The sequence below is a fragment of the Pseudomonas sp. genome (genome assembly GCF_033723075.1).
In the GTDB taxonomy this organism is placed as follows: domain Bacteria; phylum Pseudomonadota; class Gammaproteobacteria; order Pseudomonadales; family Pseudomonadaceae; genus Aquipseudomonas.
Genome location: NZ_JAWVXU010000004.1, coordinates 248,557 through 269,503, shown reverse-complemented (window position 1 = coordinate 269,503; position 20,947 = coordinate 248,557). Strand labels below are relative to the sequence as shown.

General features: G+C 62.7%; 19 protein-coding genes. 18 read left to right on the top strand and 1 reads right to left on the bottom strand.

All coding sequences use genetic code 11. The features are described from left to right. Positions 1-23: 23 nt before the first annotated feature. The 12 genes from fabZ (at position 24) to ispD (ending at position 14,520) form a co-directional block, all read left to right on the top strand. Positions 24-464 (top strand): 3-hydroxyacyl-ACP dehydratase FabZ, encoded by a 441-nt coding sequence (gene fabZ, locus R3355_RS07185; protein WP_090500253.1) that lies wholly within the window; start codon positions 24-26, stop codon positions 462-464. Further along, on the top strand, positions 461-1,237 hold the full coding sequence (gene lpxA / locus R3355_RS07180) for an acyl-ACP--UDP-N-acetylglucosamine O-acyltransferase (protein WP_318947298.1): 777 nt from the start codon (positions 461-463) through the stop codon (positions 1,235-1,237). The genes fabZ and lpxA overlap by 4 nt, the downstream gene beginning before the upstream one ends. 3 nt (positions 1,238-1,240) lie before the next feature. Continuing rightward, positions 1,241-2,374 carry a lipid-A-disaccharide synthase gene (gene lpxB / locus R3355_RS07175; protein ID WP_318960649.1) on the top strand — a complete coding sequence of 378 codons (1,134 nt, stop codon included), beginning with the start codon at positions 1,241-1,243 and terminating at the stop codon, positions 2,372-2,374. Then, entirely contained in the window at positions 2,374-2,970 is a 597-nt protein-coding gene (rnhB, locus tag R3355_RS07170) for a ribonuclease HII (protein WP_318960648.1), read from the top strand. Before lpxB ends, rnhB begins: the two co-directional genes overlap by 1 nt. Before the next feature lie 120 nt (positions 2,971-3,090). Next, positions 3,091-6,609: a DNA polymerase III subunit alpha gene (dnaE, locus tag R3355_RS07165; RefSeq protein WP_318960647.1), complete on the top strand. Its 3,519-nt coding sequence runs from the start codon at positions 3,091-3,093 to the stop codon at positions 6,607-6,609. A gap of 187 nt (positions 6,610-6,796) precedes the next feature. After that, a complete protein-coding gene (gene accA, locus R3355_RS07160; RefSeq protein WP_318947294.1) occupies positions 6,797-7,747 on the top strand; it encodes an acetyl-CoA carboxylase carboxyl transferase subunit alpha in 951 nt (316 codons plus the stop codon). A 95-nt stretch (positions 7,748-7,842) separates the two neighbouring features. Then, a complete protein-coding gene (gene tilS, locus R3355_RS07155) occupies positions 7,843-9,159 on the top strand; it encodes a tRNA lysidine(34) synthetase TilS (protein ID WP_318960646.1) in 1,317 nt (438 codons plus the stop codon). A gap of 177 nt (positions 9,160-9,336) precedes the next feature. Next, positions 9,337-10,968: a CTP synthase gene (locus R3355_RS07150; protein ID WP_318947292.1), complete on the top strand. Its 1,632-nt coding sequence runs from the start codon at positions 9,337-9,339 to the stop codon at positions 10,966-10,968. Positions 10,969-10,972: 4 nt separating this feature from the next. Then, positions 10,973-11,818, top strand: coding sequence for a 3-deoxy-8-phosphooctulonate synthase (gene kdsA / locus R3355_RS07145; RefSeq protein WP_318947291.1), 846 nt, complete (start codon positions 10,973-10,975; stop codon positions 11,816-11,818). Between the two features lie 141 nt (positions 11,819-11,959). After that, positions 11,960-13,249: a phosphopyruvate hydratase gene (gene eno, locus R3355_RS07140; protein WP_318960645.1), complete on the top strand. Its 1,290-nt coding sequence runs from the start codon at positions 11,960-11,962 to the stop codon at positions 13,247-13,249. A 106-nt stretch (positions 13,250-13,355) separates the two neighbouring features. Continuing rightward, positions 13,356-13,634 (top strand): cell division protein FtsB, encoded by a 279-nt coding sequence (ftsB, locus tag R3355_RS07135; protein ID WP_318947289.1) that lies wholly within the window; start codon positions 13,356-13,358, stop codon positions 13,632-13,634. Between the two features lie 175 nt (positions 13,635-13,809). Next, a complete protein-coding gene (gene ispD, locus R3355_RS07130; RefSeq protein ID WP_318960644.1) occupies positions 13,810-14,520 on the top strand; it encodes a 2-C-methyl-D-erythritol 4-phosphate cytidylyltransferase in 711 nt (236 codons plus the stop codon). Positions 14,521-14,695: 175 nt separating this feature from the next. Here ispD and R3355_RS07125 read toward each other — a convergent pair whose 3' ends face one another. Then, on the bottom strand, positions 14,696-15,586 hold the full coding sequence (locus R3355_RS07125; protein ID WP_318960643.1) for a LysR substrate-binding domain-containing protein: 891 nt from the start codon (positions 15,584-15,586) through the stop codon (positions 14,696-14,698). Between the two features lie 254 nt (positions 15,587-15,840). On the opposite strand from R3355_RS07125, the gene R3355_RS07120 reads away from it, so the two are divergent. From R3355_RS07120 to R3355_RS07095, 6 genes are all read left to right on the top strand, one after another. Beyond that, complete coding sequence (locus tag R3355_RS07120) at positions 15,841-16,953, top strand: S-(hydroxymethyl)glutathione dehydrogenase/class III alcohol dehydrogenase (RefSeq protein WP_318960642.1); 1,113 nt, start codon at positions 15,841-15,843, stop codon at positions 16,951-16,953. Positions 16,954-16,994: 41 nt separating this feature from the next. Then, positions 16,995-17,837 (top strand): S-formylglutathione hydrolase, encoded by an 843-nt coding sequence (gene fghA, locus R3355_RS07115; RefSeq protein WP_318960641.1) that lies wholly within the window; start codon positions 16,995-16,997, stop codon positions 17,835-17,837. 152 nt (positions 17,838-17,989) lie between these two features. Then, positions 17,990-18,463 (top strand): 2-C-methyl-D-erythritol 2,4-cyclodiphosphate synthase, encoded by a 474-nt coding sequence (gene ispF / locus R3355_RS07110; protein ID WP_318960677.1) that lies wholly within the window; start codon positions 17,990-17,992, stop codon positions 18,461-18,463. Then, on the top strand, positions 18,460-19,518 hold the full coding sequence (gene truD, locus R3355_RS07105) for a tRNA pseudouridine(13) synthase TruD (protein WP_318960640.1): 1,059 nt from the start codon (positions 18,460-18,462) through the stop codon (positions 19,516-19,518). The genes ispF and truD overlap by 4 nt, the downstream gene beginning before the upstream one ends. After that, positions 19,506-20,255 carry a 5'/3'-nucleotidase SurE gene (surE, locus tag R3355_RS07100; protein WP_318947283.1) on the top strand — a complete coding sequence of 250 codons (750 nt, stop codon included), beginning with the start codon at positions 19,506-19,508 and terminating at the stop codon, positions 20,253-20,255. Before truD ends, surE begins: the two co-directional genes overlap by 13 nt. A gap of 38 nt (positions 20,256-20,293) precedes the next feature. After that, on the top strand, positions 20,294-20,929 hold the full coding sequence (locus tag R3355_RS07095; RefSeq protein ID WP_318960676.1) for a protein-L-isoaspartate(D-aspartate) O-methyltransferase: 636 nt from the start codon (positions 20,294-20,296) through the stop codon (positions 20,927-20,929). Positions 20,930-20,947 lie beyond the last annotated feature (18 nt).

Sequence of the window (20,947 nt, the reverse complement as noted above, 5' to 3'; positions counted from 1 at the left end):
TTTTATTACAGGCTTCTCTGGACATGATGGACATCAACGAAATACGTGAGTACCTGCCGCATCGTTACCCGTTCCTGCTGGTCGATCGGGTGGTGGATCTGGATGTAGAGGGCAAGTGCATTCGTGCCCACAAGAATGTCAGCATCAATGAGCCATTCTTCAATGGGCATTTTCCCCAGCATCCGATCATGCCCGGCGTGTTGATCATCGAGGCAATGGCCCAGGCGGCCGGTATTCTCGGTTTCAAGATGATGGGCTTGAAGCCCACTGACGGTACTCTGTATTACTTCGTCGGCTCGGACAAACTGCGCTTTCGTCAGCCGGTGGTACCGGGCGATCAATTGATCCTCGAGGCCCGCCACCTGAGTAACAAACGCAGTATCTGGAAGTTCGAGTGCAGGGCCAGTGTCGACGGCAAGGAAGTATGTTCGGCTGAAATCATCTGTGCGGAACGCAAACTATGAGTTTGATTGACCCTCGCGCCATCATCGATCCCTCTGCCAAGCTGGCCGACGACGTCGTCGTCGGCCCTTGGTCGATCATTGGGCCAGATGTGGAAATCGGTGAGGGTACTGTGCTTGGGCCCAATGTGATCATCAAGGGGCCAACCAGAATTGGTAAGCACAATCGCGTCTATCAGTTTTCCTCGCTGGGCGAGGACACGCCGGACCGCAAGTACAAGGGCGAGCCGACACGTCTGGTGATTGGCGATCACAACATCATTCGCGAAGGTGTCACCATGCACCGGGGCACCATCCAGGACCGTGACGAGACCACCGTGGGCGACCACAACCTGATCATGGCCTATGCGCACATCGGCCATGACAGCGTGGTCGGTAACCATTGCATCCTGGTCAACAATGTCGCGCTGGCGGGCCACGTGCACATCGGTGACTGGGCGATTCTGTCCGGTTACACCCTGGTGCATCAGTTCTGCCATATCGGCGCGCACAGCTTTGCCGGCATGGGCAGCGCGATTGGCAAGGATGTACCAGCCTACGTCACGGTTTCCGGCAATCCGGCGGAAGCACGCAGTATGAATTTCGAAGGCTTGCGCCGTCGCGGCTTCAGTGCCGAGTCGATCCAGGCGCTGCGCCGCGCCTACAAGACCGTGTATCGCCAGGGCTTGACCATCGAAGAAGCCTTGGCAGAGCTGGTGGAGCCTTCTCTGCAGTTTCCCGAGGTTGCGGTGTTCCGCGACTCGATCCAGGCGTCCAATCGCGGCATTACCCGCTAGTTTATGGCGGATCTATTGCGCGTCGCGCTGGTGGCTGGCGAAGCCTCCGGCGACATTCTCGGCGCCGGCCTGATTCAGGCCTTGAAGGCTCGTCATCCACAGATCGAATTCATCGGTGTCGGCGGCCCGCTGATGCAGGCCGAGGGCCTGAACAGCTATTTTCCCATGGAGCGTCTGGCGGTGATGGGCCTGGTCGAAGTGCTCGGCCGCCTGCCGGAGTTGCTGGTGCGGCGCAGGTGCCTGCTCAAGACCCTGGTCGGCGCCAAGCCGGACGTGTTCATCGGTATCGATGCGCCGGATTTCAACCTGGGACTCGAACTCAAATTGCGCCGTGCCGGGATCAAGACCGTGCACTACGTCAGTCCCTCGGTCTGGGCCTGGCGACAGAAACGCGTGTTGAAGATTCGTGACGCCTGCGACCTGATGCTGTGCCTGTTTCCGTTCGAGGCGCAGTTCTACGATGCCCATCAGGTGCCGGTGCGTTTCGTCGGTCATCCATTGGCCGATGCGATTCCTCAGCAGGCCGACCGGGCGGCGGCGCGCGAGGCCCTGGATTTGCCGCAGGACAGTACCGTGGTGGCCTTGTTACCGGGCAGCCGGGGCGGCGAGGTGGCGCGTCTGGGTGCGCTGTTTCTTGATGCGGCGGTGCGTTTGCGCACCTTGCGTCCGGGCATCCGTTTCGTCTTGCCGTGCGCCAGTCCCGAGCGCCGTGTGCAGCTGGAGCAGATGCTGGTCGGGCGTGACTTGCCCCTGACCCTGCTCGATGGTCGCTCCCATGATGCCCTGGCGGCCTGTGATGCGGTGCTGATCGCTTCGGGTACGGCCACCCTGGAAGCCCTGCTGTACAAGCGGCCAATGGTGGTGGCCTACAAGGTCGCGCCATTGACCTACCTGATTCTCAAACGCCTGGTCAGCAGTGCCTATATCTCGCTGCCCAACCTGCTGGCCGAGCGCTTGCTGGTGCCCGAACTGATTCAGGATGCGGCAACCCCGGAAGCCTTGGCCCAGGCCTTGGCACCTTTGCTCGATGACGGTGAAGTACAGACCGAGGGTTTCGATGTGATCCATCGGGCTCTGCGCCGTGATGCCTCGGCCCAGGCGGCCGACGCCGTGCTCAAGCTGGTGGGGCAGGCCTGATGCAGCTGGGTCTGGATTTCAGTCAGGTGCAGGAGCTGGTCGCCGGCGTCGACGAGGTCGGCCGTGGCCCGCTGTGCGGCGCTGTGGTGACCGCTGCGGTGATCCTCGATCCGTTGCGACCGATTCTGGGGCTCAATGACTCGAAGAAGCTCAGCGCGGCACGGCGCGAGAAGCTTTTCGATGAAATCTGCGAGAAAGCCCTGGCCTGGTGCATCGCCCGCGCCGAGGTAGAAGAAATCGACCGCCTGAACATTCTTCACGCGACCATGCTGGCCATGCAGCGCGCGGTCGAAGGTTTGTCTGTCATGCCGCGGCTGGCACTGATCGACGGCAATCGCTGCCCCATCCTGCAGGTGCCGAGCGCGGCGGTGGTCAAGGGCGATAGCCAGGTCCCGGCGATCGCCGCCGCCTCGATACTGGCCAAGGTCAGCCGCGATCGTGAGATGCAGCTGCTCGATGTGCAGTACCCCGGCTACGGCATCGCCGGGCACAAGGGCTACCCCACTGCCGTGCATCTGGAGGCCCTGCGTCGCCTGGGTCCGACGCCGATTCACCGGCGCTCGTTCGCCCCGGTACGCGCGTTGCTGGCGGACTAGTAGCGCTCTTCTGTCGACCGTCTGCTTGATGTTCCATGTCTTGCCCGCGGCTTGCAGCTTGCCGCTGCGAAGGCTGTACAATCCTCGTCCTGTCGTTTTTGTGTTTTGTATGGAACTGCCATGACTGCTTCGTTCGTCCATCTGCGTCTGCACACCGAATTCTCCCTGGTCGATGGTCTGGTGCGGGTCAAGCCGCTGGTCAAGGCCGTGGCGAGTGTGGGCATGCCAGCGGTGGCGGTCACCGACATGAGCAACATGTGCTCGCTGGTGAAGTTCTACAAGGCGGCCATGGGCGGCGGGATCAAGCCGATCTGCGGGGCCGATATCTGGCTGGCCAGCGCCGACGAAGATGGCCCGCTTTCGCGCCTGACCCTGCTGGCGATGAACCCCAAGGGCTACCGCAATCTCACCGAGCTGGTTTCCCGCGGCTGGACCGAGGGGCAAAGCAACGACCAGGTGATCATCCAGCGCGACTGGGTCAAGGCCGCCGCCGAGGGCTTGATCGCCCTGTCCGGGGCCCGGGAAGGCGAGGTCGGTCAGGCTCTGTTGAATGGCGACCTGGCCGAGGCCGAAACCCTGTTGCGTGAGTGGCTGCAGGTGTTTCCACAGCGCTTCTACCTGGAGGTGCAGCGCACCAACAGGGTCAACGACGAAGAATACCTGCACCTGGCGGTCGATCTGGCGGCCAGGGTCGGCGCGCCGCTGGTGGCGACCAATGATGTGCGTTTCCTCAAGCAGGACGACTTCGCCGCCCACGAGACCCGCGTGTGCATCGGCGAGGGCCGCAGCCTGGACGATCCACGGCGGCCGCGCAGCTACTCCGATCAGCAGTACCTGAAGACCCCGGAAGAGATGGCCGAGCTGTTCAGCGACCTGCCGGAGGCGCTGGAAAATACCGTGGAGATCGCCCGGCGCTGCAATATCGAAGTGCAGATGGGCAAGTACTTCCTGCCCGACTTCCCGGTGCCGGCCGGCCTGACCATGGATGAGTACTTCCGCCAGGTCTCCTTCGACGGCCTCGACGAGCGCCTGGCAGTGCTGCTGCCCAAGGACACGCCGGACTACGACGCGAAGAAGCAGGTCTACATCGATCGGCTGAATTTCGAGCTGAACATCATCATTCAGATGGGCTTCCCCGGTTACTTCCTGATCGTCATGGACTTCATCAAGTGGGCCAAGAGCAACGGCGTGCCGGTCGGCCCCGGCCGGGGTTCGGGTGCCGGTTCGCTGGTGGCCTACGTGCAGAAGATCACCGACCTCGACCCGTTGGCCTATGACCTGCTGTTCGAGCGCTTCCTCAACCCCGAACGGGTCTCCATGCCCGACTTCGACGTCGACTTCTGCATGGACGGGCGCGATAGGGTCATCGATTACGTGGCCGAGAAATACGGACGTAACGCGGTCAGCCAGATCATCACCTTCGGCACCATGGCGGCCAAGGCGGTGGTGCGCGATGTGGCGCGGGCCCAGGGCAAGTCCTATGGCCTGGCCGACCGCCTGTCGAAGATGATCCCCTTCGAAGTCGGCATGACCCTGGAGAAGGCCTACGAGATGGAGGAGCCGCTGCGCGACTTCCTCAAGGTCGACGAGGATGCCCGGGAAATCTGGGAAATGTCGCGCAAGCTCGAAGGCATCACCCGCGGCACCGGCAAGCACGCCGGCGGCGTGGTGATCGCACCGACCAAACTCACCGATTTCTCGCCGATCGCCTGCGATGACGAGGGTGGTGGCCTGGTTACCCAGTTCGACAAGGACGATGTGGAAACCGCGGGTCTGGTCAAGTTCGACTTCCTCGGCCTGCGCACCCTGACCATCATCAAGTGGGCGATGGAGACGATCAATCGCGAGCAGGCCAAGCAGGGCCTGCCGGACCTGAACATCGACTTCATTCCGCTGGACGACAAGCCGACCTTCCAGATGCTGCAGAAGGCCGAGACCACCGCGGTGTTCCAGCTCGAGTCGCGCGGCATGAAGGAGCTGATCAAGAAGCTCAAGCCGGACTGCCTGGAAGACATGATCGCCCTGGTGGCACTGTTCCGTCCGGGCCCGTTGCAGTCGGGCATGGTGGATGACTTCATCAACCGCAAGCACGGCCGCGAGCCGATTTCCTACCCGCATCAGGACTACCAGTACGCCGGCCTGGAGCCGGTGCTCAAGCCCACCTACGGCATTATCCTGTACCAGGAACAGGTGATGCAGATCGCCCAGGTCATGGCCGGCTACACCCTCGGCGGGGCGGACATGCTGCGCCGCGCCATGGGCAAGAAGAAGCCCGAGGAGATGGCCAAGCAGCGCGGCGGCTTTATCGAGGGCTGCGCGAATAACGGCATCGATGGCGAGCTGGCAGGCAACATCTTCGATCTGGTGGAAAAATTCGCCGGTTACGGCTTCAACAAGTCGCACTCGGCCGCTTATGGCCTGCTCTCTTACCAGACGGCCTGGCTCAAGGCGCACCATCCGGCCGCCTTCATGGCCGCGGTGTTGTCGGCGGATATGCACAACACCGACAAGGTCGTGACCCTGATCGAGGAGTGCCGCAGCATGAAGCTGCGTCTCGATGCGCCGGATGTGAACATTTCCGAATTCAAGTTCACGGTCAACGATGAAGGCTGGATCATCTACGGTCTGGGTGCGATCAAGGGGGTCGGCGAGGGGCCGGTCGAGGCCATCGTCGAGTCGCGCAAGGATGGTCCGTTCAAGGATCTGTTCGACTTCTGCTCGCGAGTCGACCTCAAGCGCATCAACAAGCGCACCCTGGACGCGCTGGTTCGCGGCGGCGCCCTGGATCGCCTGGGACCGTATTTCCACGAAGAAATCAAAGCCTACAAGGCCAATATCGATCGTAACCGTGCGGTCCTGCTGGCGGCGATGGAAGAGGCGGTGCAGGCGGCCGAGCAGACCGCGCGCAGTCATGACAGCGGCCATATGGATCTGTTCGGCGGGGTATTCGCCGATGCCGACACCGATGTCTATGCCAATCACCGCAAGGCCCGTGAGCTGTCGCTCAAGGAGCGCCTGAAAGGTGAGAAGGATACCCTCGGCCTGTACCTGACCGGTCATCCGATCGACGAATACGAAGGCGAGGTGCGACGTTTTGCCCGCCAGCGGATCATCGACCTCAAGCCGGCGCGTGGCGATCAGACGGTTGCTGGCCTGATCGTCAATCTGCGGGTGATGAAAAACAAGAAGGGCGACAAGATGGGTTTCATTACCCTGGATGACCGTTCGGGCCGCATCGAGGCATCGTTGTTCGCCGAAGCCTTCGCCAGCAATCAGGCGCTGTTGCAGAGCGATGCCCTGGTGGTGGTCGAGGGCGAGGTGAGCAACGACGATTTTTCCGGCGGCCTGCGCTTGCGGGCCAAGCGCGTGATGAGCCTGGAGGAGGCGCGAACCGGGCTGGCCGACAGCCTGCGCCTGAAGATTGCCGGCAGCGCCTTGAAGGGCGATCGGTTACGCTGGCTGGCGGATGTGTGCAAGCGCCATCGCGGCGCTTGCCCGATCACTCTGGAGTACACCGGTGAGGATGCGCGGGCCATGCTGCAGTTTGGCGAAGGCTGGCGAATCGATCCGGCGGACAGTCTGATTCAGACATTGCGTGACCAGTTCGGGCGAGACAACGTCTTTCTGCACTACCGCTGAATTTGTGAGGCCCTGGCCTCATGTGTTGGTTGCGGCACTTGTGGTTTGAATTGTGGGTAAATCGCCGGGTTTCGGTGACTTTTATCCCGGCCCGAGTGTCGACCTGAATGCGCCTGTTCCTATAAGGTAGGGCGCGAAACGGATACAGCTCCCCGGCCGCATGGCCGTCGACGCAAGACGGATGACTATGAACCCGAATTTTCTCGATTTCGAACAGCCGATCGCCGACCTGCAAGCCAAGATCGAAGAGCTTCGCCTGGTCGGTAACGACAACTCGTTGAACATCAGCGATGAGATCGCCCGCCTGCAGGACAAGAGCAGTGCTCTGACCGAAAGCATTTTCGGTAACCTGAGCAGCTGGCAGATCGCCAAGCTGGCTCGTCATCCCCAGCGCCCCTATACCCTCGACTACCTGCAGCATATTTTCACCGAGTTCGACGAGCTGCACGGCGATCGGCATTTCTCCGACGACCCGGCGATAGTCGGTGGTGTCGCCCGTCTGGACGGTGAGCCGGTGATGGTCATCGGCCATCAGAAGGGTCGTGAGGTGCGCGAGAAAGTCCGCCGCAACTTCGGCATGCCGCGCCCTGAAGGTTACCGCAAGGCCTGTCGTCTGATGGAAATGGCCGAGCGCTTCAAGATGCCGATCCTGACCTTTATCGACACCCCGGGCGCCTACCCGGGGATCGACGCCGAAGAGCGTGGGCAGAGCGAGGCGATAGCCTGGAATCTGCGGGTGATGGCGCGTCTGAAAACCCCGATCATCGCCACCGTGATTGGTGAGGGTGGTTCCGGCGGTGCTCTGGCGATTGGCGTATGCGACCAGCTGAATATGCTGCAGTACTCGACCTACGCGGTGATTTCGCCGGAAGGTTGCGCCTCGATTCTGTGGAAAACCGCAGACAAGGCCCCGGATGCCGCGGAGGCCATGGGTATCACGGCCGAGCGCCTGAAGGGCCTGGGCATTGTCGATCAGGTGATTGGCGAGCCATTGGGCGGCGCCCATCGCGATCCCGTCGCTGCCGCCGAATCGGTTCGTCAGGAGCTGGCTGCGCAGTTGAGCATGTTGCGCAAATTCGACACGGCCGAGTTGCTGGCTCGTCGCTATGAGCGCCTGATGAGCTACGGCATCGCCTGACGGCTGCTGTAGGATGGGTGAACATTTCACCCATCCTGCGTCTGTGTTGGTGCGGGCGGATCGCCGCCCGCCCCGCCCAGCCCGAAATTGTGACTATGTCCCTCGAATCCCGCGTGTTGAAGGCTCTGCTTCCCTGGCGTGATGCGCCGGCCTGGCATATCGCGCTTTCCGGTGGTCTGGATTCAACCGTGCTGCTGCATCTGCTGGCCAGTCTCGCGCAACGCGAGGCGTTACCGCCGCTTTCCGCCATCCATATTCATCACGGCCTGCAGGCGCTTGCCGATAGCTGGCCGGCGGCTTGCCGTCGCTTGTGTGATGCGCTGGGTGTGCCGCTGCAGGTGGACTATGTGCAGGTGCAGCCGGGCGCCAGCATCGAGCGCGCCGCGCGGCAGGCACGCTATGCGGCTTTTTGCACGCTGCTTGCTCCTGGCGAGGTTTTGCTGGCGGCGCAGCATCGCGACGACCAGGCGGAGACCTTGCTGTTTCGCCTGCTGCGCGGCGCCGGCGTGCAGGGCTTGGCGGCCATGCCGGCGAGTCGGCCGCTCGGTGCCGGACACCTGCTGCGACCGCTGTTGAGCTGTTCCCGTGCCGAGTTGCAGGCCTATGCCGACGAGCACCGGCTGCGCTGGGTGGAGGATCCGTCGAATGCCGATAGCCGCTTCTCGCGCAACTACTTGCGTCATCAGGTCTTGCCGTTACTCGCCAGGCGCTGGCCGCAGGCGACCGCCAGTCTTGCCCGTGCCGCCGAGCATCTGGGCGAGGCTGGGCAACTGCTCGATGAGCTGGCGCAGCAGGACCTGCAGGCGGCGCAGGCATCCTGCGAACATACCTGGCTCGATCTGCCGAGCCTGTCCCTGGTGCCGTTGCGGGCGTTGAGCGATGCTCGTCAGCGCAACGCCTTGCGCTACTGGCTGCGCCGCCTGACGCCGATGCCGGACAGCGAACACTGGGCCGGTTGGCAGGCGCTGCGCGATGCGGCCGGTGACGCCACCCCGATCTGGCGTCTGGCGGCAGGCGAATTGCGCCGAGCCGACCAGCGGTTGTGGTGGCTCAGCGGCGACTGGCTGCGCGTGCCGCCAGCGCCTGAGGTTCGGCTCGCGCCTGGGCGCTGGTTGCCGCTGGCAGGCAATGGCTGCGTGCGCATCGAAGGCCGCTTGCCTGCCGGCGACTGGCGCTTGGCCTATCGCCAGGGCGGCGAGGTGATGAGCCTGGCCGGGCGCGGGCATCGCGATTTGAAGCGCTTGCTCAACGAGCGCCATGTGCCGGCGTTTGTCCGTCCGCGCTTGCCCCTGTTGCTGTGCAATGGCGAACTGCGCGCCGTGGCCAATCTTGCCGGTCTGGATGGGGTGGGTGATGGCCAATGGCAACTCAGTTGGCGGCCACCGATGAATGATCAAGGTTTGAGCTGCTAAGGCCTTTCCGGTAGACTACGCTCCCGTCTTACTAGAGCTTTTGCAGACCCCTTTTCGTCAAGAGAATGGAGTCGGCAGCAGCTTGCCAATTACGGCATGTTCGTAGTTGTGGCTTCGGCCTTCCTTCGCTTTCCCCGGCGGCGCTGACCGCCTAAACGCAGACTTCTAGGGTTTTTCATGACGCGCTTCATCTTCGTCACGGGTGGTGTTGTTTCTTCATTGGGGAAAGGCATCGCCTCGGCTTCATTGGCGGCTATCCTGGAGGCGCGGGGCCTGAAGGTCACGATGCTCAAGCTGGATCCCTATATCAACGTCGACCCGGGCACTATGAGCCCGTTCCAGCACGGTGAGGTGTTCGTCACCCATGACGGCGCCGAGACCGACCTCGATCTGGGTCACTACGAGCGGTTCATCCGCACCACCATGACCCAGGACAACAACTTCACCACCGGCCGGGTTTACGAACACGTGCTGCGCAAAGAGCGCCGTGGCGATTACCTGGGCGCGACCATTCAGGTCATCCCGCACATCACCGACGAGATCAAGCGCCGCATCATCAAGGGCGCCGGCGATGCCGACGTGGCCATGGTCGAGATCGGCGGTACGGTCGGTGACATCGAGTCGCAGCCGTTCCTCGAGGCCATCCGCCAGTTGCGCGTGGAAGTGGGTGCCAAACGCGCCATGCTGATGCACCTGACCCTGGTGCCCTATATCGCCACTGCCGGTGAGACCAAGACCAAGCCGACCCAGCATTCGGTCAAGGAATTGCGTTCCATCGGCCTGCAGCCGGACGTGCTGATCTGCCGCTCCGACCATCCGGTGGATATCTCCTCGCGGCGCAAGATCGCCCTGTTCACCAACGTCGAAGAGCGTGCGGTGATTTCCCTGGAAGACGTCGACACCATCTACCGGATCCCGGGTGTGCTGCATGCCCAGGGCCTGGATGACTTCGTCGTCGAGCGCTTCGGCCTGGAGTGCGGCGGTGCCGATCTGTCCGAGTGGGAGCGGGTGGTCGACGCCAAGCTCAACCCGGAGCATGAAGTCACCATCGCCATGGTCGGCAAGTACATGGAGCTGCTGGATGCCTACAAGTCGCTGATCGAAGCGATGAGCCATGCCGGCATCCAGAACCGCACCAAGGTCAACCTGCGCTATATCGATTCCGAGGACATCGAGAACCAGGGCACCGCCCTGCTCGAAGGCGTCGATGCCATCCTGGTGCCCGGCGGCTTCGGTCTGCGTGGCGTGGAGGGCAAGGTCATCGCCGTGCAGTATGCCCGCGAGAACAAGATTCCCTACCTGGGCATCTGCCTCGGCATGCAGGTCGCGGTGATCGAGTTCGCCCGCAATGTGCTGGGCTGGAGCGATGCCAACTCCACCGAGTTCGACGCCAGCAGCACTCATCCGGTGGTCGGCCTGATTACCGAGTGGCAGGACGCCACCGGCGTCACCGAGCAGCGCGACAATGCCTCCGACCTGGGCGGCACCATGCGCCTCGGGGCTCAGGACTGCCAACTGCTGAGCGGCTCGCAAGTGCATCAGTGCTACGGCAAGGACGTGATAGTCGAGCGTCATCGCCATCGCTATGAAGTGAACAACAACCTGCTGCCGCAATTGGTCGAGGCTGGCCTCAAGATCACCGGCCGTTCAGGCGACGGCGCCCTGGTCGAAGTGGTGGAAGCGCCGGATCACCCGTGGTTCGTCGCCTGCCAGTTCCACCCGGAGTTCACTTCGACGCCGCGCGACGGCCATCCGTTGTTCAGCGGTTTCGTCAACGCCGCGCTGGCGCAGCACGCGAAGAAGGCATAAGGACATGACCCAGAAGATCATCAAGGTTGGCGGCATCGAGATCGCCAACGACAAACCTTTTGTATTGTTCGGCGGCATCAACGTCATCGAGTCGCGCGATCTGGCCATGCGGGCCTGTGAAGAATACGTGCGGGTTACCGAGAAGCTCGGTATTCCCTATGTCTTCAAGGCCAGCTTCGACAAGGCCAACCGTTCCTCGGTGACCTCCTTCCGTGGCCCGGGCCTGGAAGAGGGCATGAAGGTCTTCGAAGAGATCAAGCAGACCTTCGGCGTGCCGGTGATCACCGACGTGCACGAACCGCAGCAGGCGCAGCCGGTGGCGGACGTGTGCGACATCATCCAGTTGCCGGCGTTTCTCTCGCGGCAGACCGACCTGGTGGTGGCCATGGCCAAGACCGGTGCGGTGATCAATATCAAGAAGGCCCAGTTCCTCGCGCCCCAGGAGATGAAACACATCCTGGCCAAGTGTGTCGAAGCCGGCAACGATCAGCTGATCCTCTGCGAGCGCGGCAGCTCCTTCGGTTACAACAATCTGGTGGTGGACATGCTCGGCTTCGGCATCATGAAGCAGACCCGCTACCCGGTGTTCTTCGACGTTACCCATGCCCTGCAGATGCCGGGTGGGCGTGCCGATTCGGCCGGTGGCCGGCGTGCCCAGGTCACCGACCTGGCCAAGGCCGGCATGAGCCAGGGCTTGGCCGGGCTGTTCCTCGAAGCGCATCCGGATCCGGACAACGCCAAGTGCGATGGTCCCTGTGCCTTGCGCCTGGACAAGCTGGAACCCTTCCTCACCCAGCTCAAGCAGCTGGATGATCTGATCAAGAGTTTTGCGCCGATTGAGACTGCCTGAAACGGCTTTTCTCCGGTAAAGTGCCGTCCGGGCATAATCTGACTACGCGGTCAGTTATCTGTCGCCTGCCGACCTTGCAGGCGGCATGAGCCCAGTCACTGGCGGTACTGTTTTCGTCAACTTTTTGGAGTGCTAAACGCAATGGCAAAGATCGTCGACATCAAAGGCCGTGAGGTTCTCGATTCCCGTGGCAACCCGACAGTGGAAGCCGACGTGATTCTCGATAACGGCATCATCGGCAGCGCGTGCGCGCCGTCCGGTGCGTCCACCGGTTCGCGCGAAGCGCTGGAACTGCGTGATGGCGACAAGAGCCGTTATCTGGGCAAGGGCGTGCTCAAGGCCGTGGCCAACATCAACGGGCCGATTCGCGAGCTGTTGCTGGGCAAGGACCCGCTCGATCAGCAAGCTCTGGACCGTGCGATGATCGCCCTCGACGGTACCGAGAACAAGGCCACGCTTGGCGCCAACGCTATCCTCGCAGTGTCCCTGGCCGCGGCCAAGGCCGCCGCTCAGGACAACGACCTGCCACTGTACGCGCACATTGCCAACCTCAATGGCACCCCGGGCGTCTACTCCATGCCGGTGCCGATGATGAACATCATCAACGGTGGCGAGCATGCCGACAACAACGTCGACATCCAGGAGTTCATGGTTCAGCCGGTCGGCGCCAAGACCTTCGCCGAAGCGCTGCGCATGGGTACCGAGATCTTCCATCACCTCAAGGCGGTGCTCAAAGCCCGTGGCCTGAGCACCTCGGTGGGTGATGAAGGTGGTTTCGCACCGAACCTGGCCTCCAACGAAGACGCCCTGGCCGCCATTGCCGAAGCCGTGGCCAATGCAGGCTACACCCTGGGTGACGACGTCACCCTGGCCCTGGATTGCGCTTCCAGTGAGTTCTTCACCGATGGCAAGTACGACCTGGCCGGCGAAGGCAAAGTCTTCGATGCCGCCGGTTTCAGCGATTACCTGGCCGGTCTGGCCGAACGTTATCCGATCATCTCCATCGAAGACGGCATGGACGAGTCCGACTGGGCCGGCTGGAAAGTCCATACCGACAAGCTCGGTGGCAAGATGCAGCTGGTCGGCGACGACCTGTTCGTGACCAACACCAAGATCCTCAAGGAAGGCATCGACAAGGGCATCGCCAATTCGATCCTGATCAAGTTCAACCAGATCGGCACCCTGACCGAGACCCTGGAAGCCATCCAGATGGCCAAGGCGGCCGGCTACAGTGCGGTGATCTCGCACCGCAGCGGCGAAACCGAAGACTCGACCATCGCCGACCTGGCTGTGGGTACTGCCGCCGGCCAGATCAAGACCGGCTCGCTGTGCCGCTCCGACCGGGTATCCAAGTACAACCAATTGCTGCGCATCGAAGAGCAGTTGGCCGGCAGGGCGGTCTATCGCGGCCGTGCCGAATTCCGTGGCTGAAAACGCTTGCGGGCTTCGCTCGCGACGTTTTCAGTGAGCGCTCGAGTCATGGTAAAAGAGGGGCGGCGCGAGTCGCCCCTCTTTTCGTTCGGATGCTTCTACTGTCATGCGTAGTCCTTATTGGTTGTTAGTTGTCCTGATCCTGCTGCTGGTTGGCTTGCAGTATCGCCTGTGGGTGGGCGATGGCAGCCTGGCTCAGGTCACCGGCCTGAAGCAGCAGATTGCCGATCAGCAGGGTGAGAATCAGCGCCTGCTGGAGCGCAATCGGATTCTCGAAGCGGAAGTCATGGAGCTGAAACAAGGTATGGAAACCGTCGAGGAGCGCGCTCGTCATGAGCTGGGCATGGTCAAAGAGGGCGAGACGCTCTACCAACTGACCGAATGACCACCAGTGTCACGACAAGGTTGAAATGCCGGTTAAACGCCAGTTCTTTGTGGGAGGGGCTTTAGCCGCGATTGACCCTGAGGGCGCTGACAATATCGCGGCTGAAGCGTAACCCCCGCCAGTCCGCTCCCACGCAAAGCGACAGATTAGTCATGTCGAGACACTGGTTGAGCGAATGAAAACTTCCGCATTAGCGCATTTCTGGGCTCTGATCCCCGCCGCCGGGGTTGGCAGCCGCATGGGTGCCGACCGGCCCAAGCAATACCTGGAATTGGCCGGTAAAACCATCCTGGAGCACAGCCTGGCCTGTTTTCTCGATCACCCGCAATTGCACGGCGTGGTGGTCAGTCTGGCGCTGGATGATCCCTGCTGGCCAAACCTGGCTTGTGCGCAGGATCCGCGAATAGCTCGCGCCGAGGGTGGCCGCGAGCGTGCGGATTCAGTGCTCAATGGTTTGCAGCGCCTGAGCGAGCTGGGTGCGCAGGATGGCGACTGGGTGTTGGTGCATGATGCGGCGCGGCCCAATTTGGCCCGCTCGGATCTGGATCTGCTGCTCGCGCAGCTGGTCGATGATCCGGTCGGCGGTCTGCTCGCGGTGCCTGTGCGCGACACCTTGAAACGGGCCGGAGCTGATGGGCGGGTGCTGCAGACCGTCGATCGTTCGCTGATCTGGCAGGCCTATACGCCGCAGATGTTCCGCCTCGGCTTGTTGCGCCGTGCGCTGGCAGAGGCTTTGGCGGCCGAGGTGGCGATTACCGATGAGGCGTCGGCTGTCGAATGGCTCGGGCAGGCACCGCGCCTGATCGAGGGCCGCGCCGATAACCTCAAGGTGACCCGGCCCGAAGACCTCGACTGGCTGCGCCTGCACTGGGCCGGGCGCCGCTGAACTCGCCTTCAGGATGGCGTTGAGCGCAGCGATACCCATCAGGTGGTGTATGCCTGTAGCCGATGTCAGGACCTCTATCGATGATGGGTTACGGCGCGTTTGTTCTGCTGACAGCGGGTCAATTTGCAGGCGCCTCAGCCATCTCCGGATGAAGCCATCCTGCGGGCCGCGGCCATCAGGGATTGTATTCGCTGCGCTGCGCCAGCCCGGCTTTCAGCGCGTTCACCAGTTGCCGCACTTTCGGCGACAGATGCCGTTGCTGGGGGTAGAGCGCCCAGACTGCGGTGTTGGGTGGCTGCTGGTTATCCAGCAGGGATACCAGGGCGCCACTGCGCAAATGCTCGAGCACGTAGTAGTCCGGCAACTGACACAACCCAAGGCCGCGCAAGGCCGCATCGAGCACCGCCTGGCCGCTGTTGCAGCGCCAGTTGCCTTGCACCCGTTGCGCGGCTTCGCGGCCGTTGAGCTGGAAACTCCAGGTATCCGAACTGCCGATCAGGCAGTTGTGCCGGCCGAGTTCCGACAGGCTGTGCGGGCGGCCGTAGTGCTGCAGATAGTCTGGCGCGGCGCACAGATACATGCGCCGGGGCGCCAGGCGGGTGGCGACCAGCCGCGAATCCTGCAGGCGGCCCAGGCGAATGGCCAGGTCCAGGCCTTCGTGGACCAGATCCAGGTTGCGATTGCTCAGCTCTATGTCCACCCGCAGTTGCGGGTGACGCATCATGAAGTCCGTCACCAGGGGCACGATAAAGCGCTCGCCGTAGGCCACCGCGCAGGTCATGCGCAGCAGTCCCTTGGGTTCGCTGCCGAGGTCGCCGACCGCGCGCAGGGCTTCTTCGCGGGCATCCTGCAGGCGTTGGCAATGTTGCAGGAAGGTTTGCCCTGCTTCGGTCAGTGCCACGCGCCGGGTGCTGCGGTAGAACAGGCGGGTTTGCAGGCGCTCTTCCAGGCGGGCGACCTGGCGGCTGACCTGCGAGGAGGACAGGCCAAGGCGTTCGGCGGCGGCGGTAAACTGGCCGCACTCGGCCACCGCAACGAATTCATCCAGGCCTTCCCAGCGATTCATGGTTCTGTTCCTTGTTAGGCGTCAGCTTGCGACCCGCATGGATGTGGGAAGTGCGGCAAGCCATGGGTGGAGGAGTAGGAAAAAATGCCGGGAGCGTATTCGAGAATGGCTGCTGCCTGGCGATCGAGGGATTCTAATCCTGTTGTGATTGATTATCCCTGTATGGCAATAATGTTTTGCCATAACGTCGATTATTACTCACTAAAGGGTGATCTACACTCTTCGCCACTGTTATATCCCGTCGGAGAGCGATCATGATCAAATCACGTGCTGCGGTAGCCTTTGCCCCCAACCAACCGCTGCAAATCGTCGAAGTGGATGTCGAGCCGCCGAAGGCCGGTGAGGTGCTGGTGCGCATCGTCGCCACCGGCGTGTGCCACACCGACGCCTACACCCTCTCCGGTGAGGATTCCGAAGGGGTGTTTCCCTGCATCCTCGGGCATGAAGGCGGCGGCATCGTCGAGGCGATCGGCGAGGGCGTGACCTCCTTGGCTATCGGCGACCACGTGATTCCGCTGTACACCGCCGAATGCCGCCAGTGCAAATTCTGCAAATCCGGCAAGACCAACCTCTGTCAGGCGGTGCGCGCCACCCAGGGCAAGGGCCTGATGCCGGACGGCACCAGCCGCTTTTCCTATCAGGGCCAGCCGATCTATCACTACATGGGCTGCTCGACCTTCTCCGAATACACCGTGCTGCCGGAAATTTCCCTGGCCAAGATTCCCCAGGATGCGCCGCTGGACAAGGTCTGCCTGCTCGGCTGTGGCGTCACCACCGGCATCGGCGCGGTATTGAATACCGCCAAGGTCGAGGAGGGCGCCAGCGTGGCGATCTTCGGCCTGGGCGGCATCGGCCTGGCGGCGATCATCGGCGCGAAGATGGCCAAGGCCGCGCGGATCATCGCTGTCGACATCAACCCGGCCAAGTTCGAGATTGCCCGGCAACTGGGGGCGACCGACTGCGTCAACCCGAAGGAATTCGTCAAGCCGATCCAGGACGTCATAGTCGAAATGACCGATGGCGGGGTGGATTACTCCTTCGAATGCGTTGGCAATGTGCAGTTGATGCGCGCCGCGCTGGAGTGCTGTCACAAAGGCTGGGGCGAGTCGACCATCATAGGTGTGGCTGGCGCCGGCCAGGAAATCTCCACCCGTCCGTTCCAGCTGGTCACCGGACGGGTCTGGCGCGGTTCGGCGTTCGGTGGGGTGAAAGGTCGCACCGAACTGCCGAGCTATGTGGAGAAGGCGCAGAAGGGCGAAATCCCCCTGGATACCTTTATTACCCACAACATGCCGCTGGAAGACATCAATCAGGCCTTCGATTTGATGCATGAAGGCAAGAGCATCCGTACCGTCATTCACTTCTAATGATTTGTTGTGGTGCGCGCGGCGCACCCTACGGGGACGTTATGACTCTGGAAAATCTGTCTTGCCAGAAAAGCTTCGGCGGCTGGCACAAGCGTTACCGACATCGCTCGAGCACGCTCAACTGCGACATGGTATTCGCCGTCTACCTGCCGCCGCAGGCCGAGCAGGGCGCCAAGCTGCCGGTGCTCTACTGGTTGAGCGGGCTGACCTGTAATGACGAGAACTTCATGCAGAAGGCCGGCGCACACCGGCTGGCCGCCGAACTGGGCCTGATCATAGTGGCGCCGGACACCAGTCCGCGTGGGCCTGATGTCCCGGGCGACCCGGAGGGCGCCTGGGACTTCGGTCTGGGCGCCGGCTTCTACCTGAACGCCACGCAAGAACCCTGGGCGCGCAATTACCGCATGCACGACTACGTGGTGCAGGAGTTGCCGGCGCTGATCGAGGGCAATTTCCCGGTCTCGGCCAGGCGTGGCATCAGCGGCCATTCCATGGGTGGCCATGGCGCCCTGGTCTGCGCCTTGCGCAATCCGGGACGTTACCAGTCGTTGTCGGCCTTTGCGCCTATCGGTAATCCGTCGAACTGCCCCTGGGGCGAGAAGGCGTTTTCCCGCTACCTCGGCGATGAACGTTCGCGCTGGCGCGAATGGGATGCCTGTGCGCTTATTGCCGATGCGACCGAGCGCTTGCCGATCCTGATCGATCAGGGCGATCGTGATGATTTTCTCGAGGGCCAGCTCAAACCGGATGCCCTGAAGAATGCAGCGCAAGCAGCGAAGCATCCGCTGACCCTGCGCCTGCAACCCGGCTATGACCACAGCTACTACTTCATCGCCAGCTTTATCGAGGACCACCTGCGCCATCATGCACAGGCGCTGGCGTAGGAGTGCGGTACACACCGCTCGGCGGTTGCGTAAAGATTGTTCGCCGTGGTGCTGGCCGATTGTCGGTGCGCACGGCGCACCCTACAGTCAGGCTCCTGCATGTAGAATCACGCCCTGACTTTTTCAGGGCCTGATTTTCCATGAAGAGCACTATGCGTATTGGCCACGGTTACGACGTGCACCGTTTCGCTGAGGGCGAGTTCATCACCCTGGGCGGCGTAAGGATTCCCCACAGTTGCGGGCTGATCGCTCATTCCGATGGCGATGTGCTGCTGCATGCGCTCGCCGATGCCTTGCTCGGCGCCGCGGCCCTGGGCGATATCGGCAAGCACTTCCCCGATACCGACCCGACCTTCAAGGGCGCCGACAGCCGCGTGCTGCTGCGCCATGTCCTGGGTTTGCTGCAAGCCAAAGGCTGGCAGGTGGCTAATGTCGACGCCACCATAGTCGCCCAGGCGCCGAAGATGGCGCCGCACATCGAGGCCATGCGCGCTCTGATCGCCGAGGATCTGCAGGTGGCGCTGGATGCGGTCAATGTCAAGGCCACCACCACCGAGAAACTCGGCTTCACCGGCCGCGAAGAAGGCCTCGCGGTGCATGCTGTCGCGCTGTTGGTGGCCCGATGAACGAGCTCGAGTTGCTCGGTCCCCGCGGCCACGGCGAGCCGTGCGGTACGGCTGTGCTCAAGGCCGTGGCGGAAGACTTCCAGGTCGACGAGGTGCTGGATATTCCCCTGGCCGGTGAGGGTGAGCACCTCTGGCTCTGGGTGGAAAAGCGCGGCCTGAACACCGAGGACGCCGCGCGGCGTATCGCCCGCGCCGCTGGCGTGCCGCTGCGCATGATCAGCTATGCCGGCCTCAAGGATCGCCAGGCGTTGACCCGCCAATGGTTCAGTCTGCACCTGCCGGGCAAGGCCGATCCGGTTCTGGGCGCCGCCGAGGACGCCAGCCTGAGCATTCTCAAACAGGTGCGTCATTCGCGTAAATTGCAGCGGGGTGCGCATGCGGCCAACGGCTTCACTCTGCGCCTGACCCAGCTGGATGTGGATCGCGATGCGCTGGAACTGCGCCTGACGCAGATAGCCGCCCAGGGCATTCCCAACTACTTCGGCTCGCAACGCTTTGGCTTCGAGGGCGGCAATATCGCCCATGCGCGGCATTTCGCCGAGCGCCAGAGCTTGCCCGAGCAGCGCAACGTGCGTTCGCGCGTGCTCTCGGCGGCGCGCAGCTTCCTGTTCAATCGGGTGCTGGCCGAGCGCGTGGCGGCGGGCACCTGGAATCAGGCATTGCCCGGCGACCTACTGGCCTTTACCGATAGCCGCAGCTTTTTCCCGGCTGGAGAGGCCGAGTGCAGCGATCCACGCCTGGCGATTCTCGACCTGCACCCGACCGGACCCTTGTGGGGCGCGGGTGTCTCGACAGCTGGCGGAGTCGCCCAGGACCTGGAGCAGCAGGTCGCCGAGGATGAGCGCGCCCTGGTCGACTGGTTGGCAGAAGCGGGCATGACGCACGAGCGGCGTATCCTGCGCCTCCCCATCGGCGGTTTGACGTGGCATTATCCAGAGCCTGACATTCTGCAACTGGAATTCGTCCTGCCGGCTGGATGCTTTGCCACCGTCTTGGTGCGCGAGCTTGTCGATCTGTTGCCTGCAGGGCAGACGGACAACCCATGCGTATTCTGATTTCCAACGATGACGGCGTGGCCGCGCCGGGCCTTGCCGCGCTGCATGCTGCCCTGGCCGATTATGCCGAGTGCGCGGTGATCGCACCCGATCAGGACAGAAGTGGCGCCAGCAGTTCGCTGACCCTCGACCGTCCACTGCACCCTTGCACCTTGCCCAACGGTTTTATCAGCCTCAACGGCACGCCCACCGACTGTGTGCACCTGGGCTTGAACGGGCTGCTGGCGAACGTCGCCGATCTGGTGGTGGCGGGTATCAACCTGGGCGCCAATCTGGGCGATGACGTGCTCTATTCCGGCACGGTGGCCGCCGCGCTGGAAGGGCGCTTCCTGTCCCGTCCGGCGTTTGCGTTCTCCCTGCTTTCACGCCAGCCGGATAATCTGGCGACCGCGGCCTACTTCGCGCGCAAGCTGGTGGAGGCTCATGAACAGCTGGATCTGCCGCCGCGTACCGTGCTCAACGTGAATATCCCCAACCTGCCGCTGGAACACATCCGTGGCATCCAGCTGACTCGCCTGGGCCATCGCGCCCGTGCGGCAGCTCCGGTCAAGGTGATCAATCCGCGCGGTAAGGAAGGCTACTGGATTGCGGTCGCCGGCGATGCCGAGGACGGTGGCCCGGGCACGGATTTCCATGCGGTGATGCAGGGTTTCGTCTCCGTTACGCCCTTGCAGCTCGATCGTACCTTCCAGGACGGTCTCAGCAGCCTGCAACCCTGGCTGGAGGGCTTGCTCTGATGAGGCGTGAGCAAGACGAACTGCATCGCGGTATCGGCATGACCTCGCAGCGGACTCGCGAGCGGCTGATTCAGCGGCTGTACGAAGAAGGGCTGTCCAATGCCCAGGTGCTGGAGGCGATCCGCCGCACGCCGCGGCATCTGTTCGTCGATGAAGCCCTGGCCCATCGCGCCTACGAAGACACCGCACTGCCGATCGGCCACAACCAGACCATCTCGCAGCCCTACATGGTGGCGCGTATGAGCGAGTTGTTGCTGGCCGCCGGTCCCCTGGACAAGGTGCTGGAAATTGGTACAGGTTCCGGTTATCAGACGGCCATTCTCGCCCAGCTGGTCGAGCGGATATTCAGCGTCGAGCGCATTCAGGGGCTGCAGGACAGGGCCAAGGAACGCATGACCGAGCTGAACCTGCGCAACGTGGTGTTCCGCTGGGGCGATGGCTGGGAGGGCTGGCCGGCCCTGGCACCCTACAACGGCATCATCGTCACCGCTGCCGCCAGCGAAGTGCCCCAGGCCCTGCTCGATCAGTTGGCGCCGGGCGGGCGCCTGGTGATTCCCGTCGGTGCCGGCGATGTGCAGCAGCTGCTGCTGATCGTCCGTGAGGAACAGGGATTTGCCAGGCATGTGCTGGATTCCGTGCGTTTCGTTCCCTTGCTCAATGGCCCCCTGGCCTGATCTTTATTGTTTACCTGG

Coding starts and splice junctions, on each gene's coding strand:
- fabZ (WP_090500253.1), top strand. CDS start 24: ATGATGGACATCAACGAAATACGTGAGTACCTGCCGCATCGTTACCCG.
- lpxA (WP_318947298.1), top strand. CDS start 461: ATGAGTTTGATTGACCCTCGCGCCATCATCGATCCCTCTGCCAAGCTG.
- lpxB (WP_318960649.1), top strand. CDS start 1,241: ATGGCGGATCTATTGCGCGTCGCGCTGGTGGCTGGCGAAGCCTCCGGC.
- rnhB (WP_318960648.1), top strand. CDS start 2,374: ATGCAGCTGGGTCTGGATTTCAGTCAGGTGCAGGAGCTGGTCGCCGGC.
- dnaE (WP_318960647.1), top strand. CDS start 3,091: ATGACTGCTTCGTTCGTCCATCTGCGTCTGCACACCGAATTCTCCCTG.
- accA (WP_318947294.1), top strand. CDS start 6,797: ATGAACCCGAATTTTCTCGATTTCGAACAGCCGATCGCCGACCTGCAA.
- tilS (WP_318960646.1), top strand. CDS start 7,843: ATGTCCCTCGAATCCCGCGTGTTGAAGGCTCTGCTTCCCTGGCGTGAT.
- R3355_RS07150 (WP_318947292.1), top strand. CDS start 9,337: ATGACGCGCTTCATCTTCGTCACGGGTGGTGTTGTTTCTTCATTGGGG.
- kdsA (WP_318947291.1), top strand. CDS start 10,973: ATGACCCAGAAGATCATCAAGGTTGGCGGCATCGAGATCGCCAACGAC.
- eno (WP_318960645.1), top strand. CDS start 11,960: ATGGCAAAGATCGTCGACATCAAAGGCCGTGAGGTTCTCGATTCCCGT.
- ftsB (WP_318947289.1), top strand. CDS start 13,356: ATGCGTAGTCCTTATTGGTTGTTAGTTGTCCTGATCCTGCTGCTGGTT.
- ispD (WP_318960644.1), top strand. CDS start 13,810: ATGAAAACTTCCGCATTAGCGCATTTCTGGGCTCTGATCCCCGCCGCC.
- R3355_RS07125 (WP_318960643.1), bottom strand. CDS start 15,586: ATGAATCGCTGGGAAGGCCTGGATGAATTCGTTGCGGTGGCCGAGTGC.
- R3355_RS07120 (WP_318960642.1), top strand. CDS start 15,841: ATGATCAAATCACGTGCTGCGGTAGCCTTTGCCCCCAACCAACCGCTG.
- fghA (WP_318960641.1), top strand. CDS start 16,995: ATGACTCTGGAAAATCTGTCTTGCCAGAAAAGCTTCGGCGGCTGGCAC.
- ispF (WP_318960677.1), top strand. CDS start 17,990: ATGCGTATTGGCCACGGTTACGACGTGCACCGTTTCGCTGAGGGCGAG.
- truD (WP_318960640.1), top strand. CDS start 18,460: ATGAACGAGCTCGAGTTGCTCGGTCCCCGCGGCCACGGCGAGCCGTGC.
- surE (WP_318947283.1), top strand. CDS start 19,506: ATGCGTATTCTGATTTCCAACGATGACGGCGTGGCCGCGCCGGGCCTT.
- R3355_RS07095 (WP_318960676.1), top strand. CDS start 20,294: ATGACCTCGCAGCGGACTCGCGAGCGGCTGATTCAGCGGCTGTACGAA.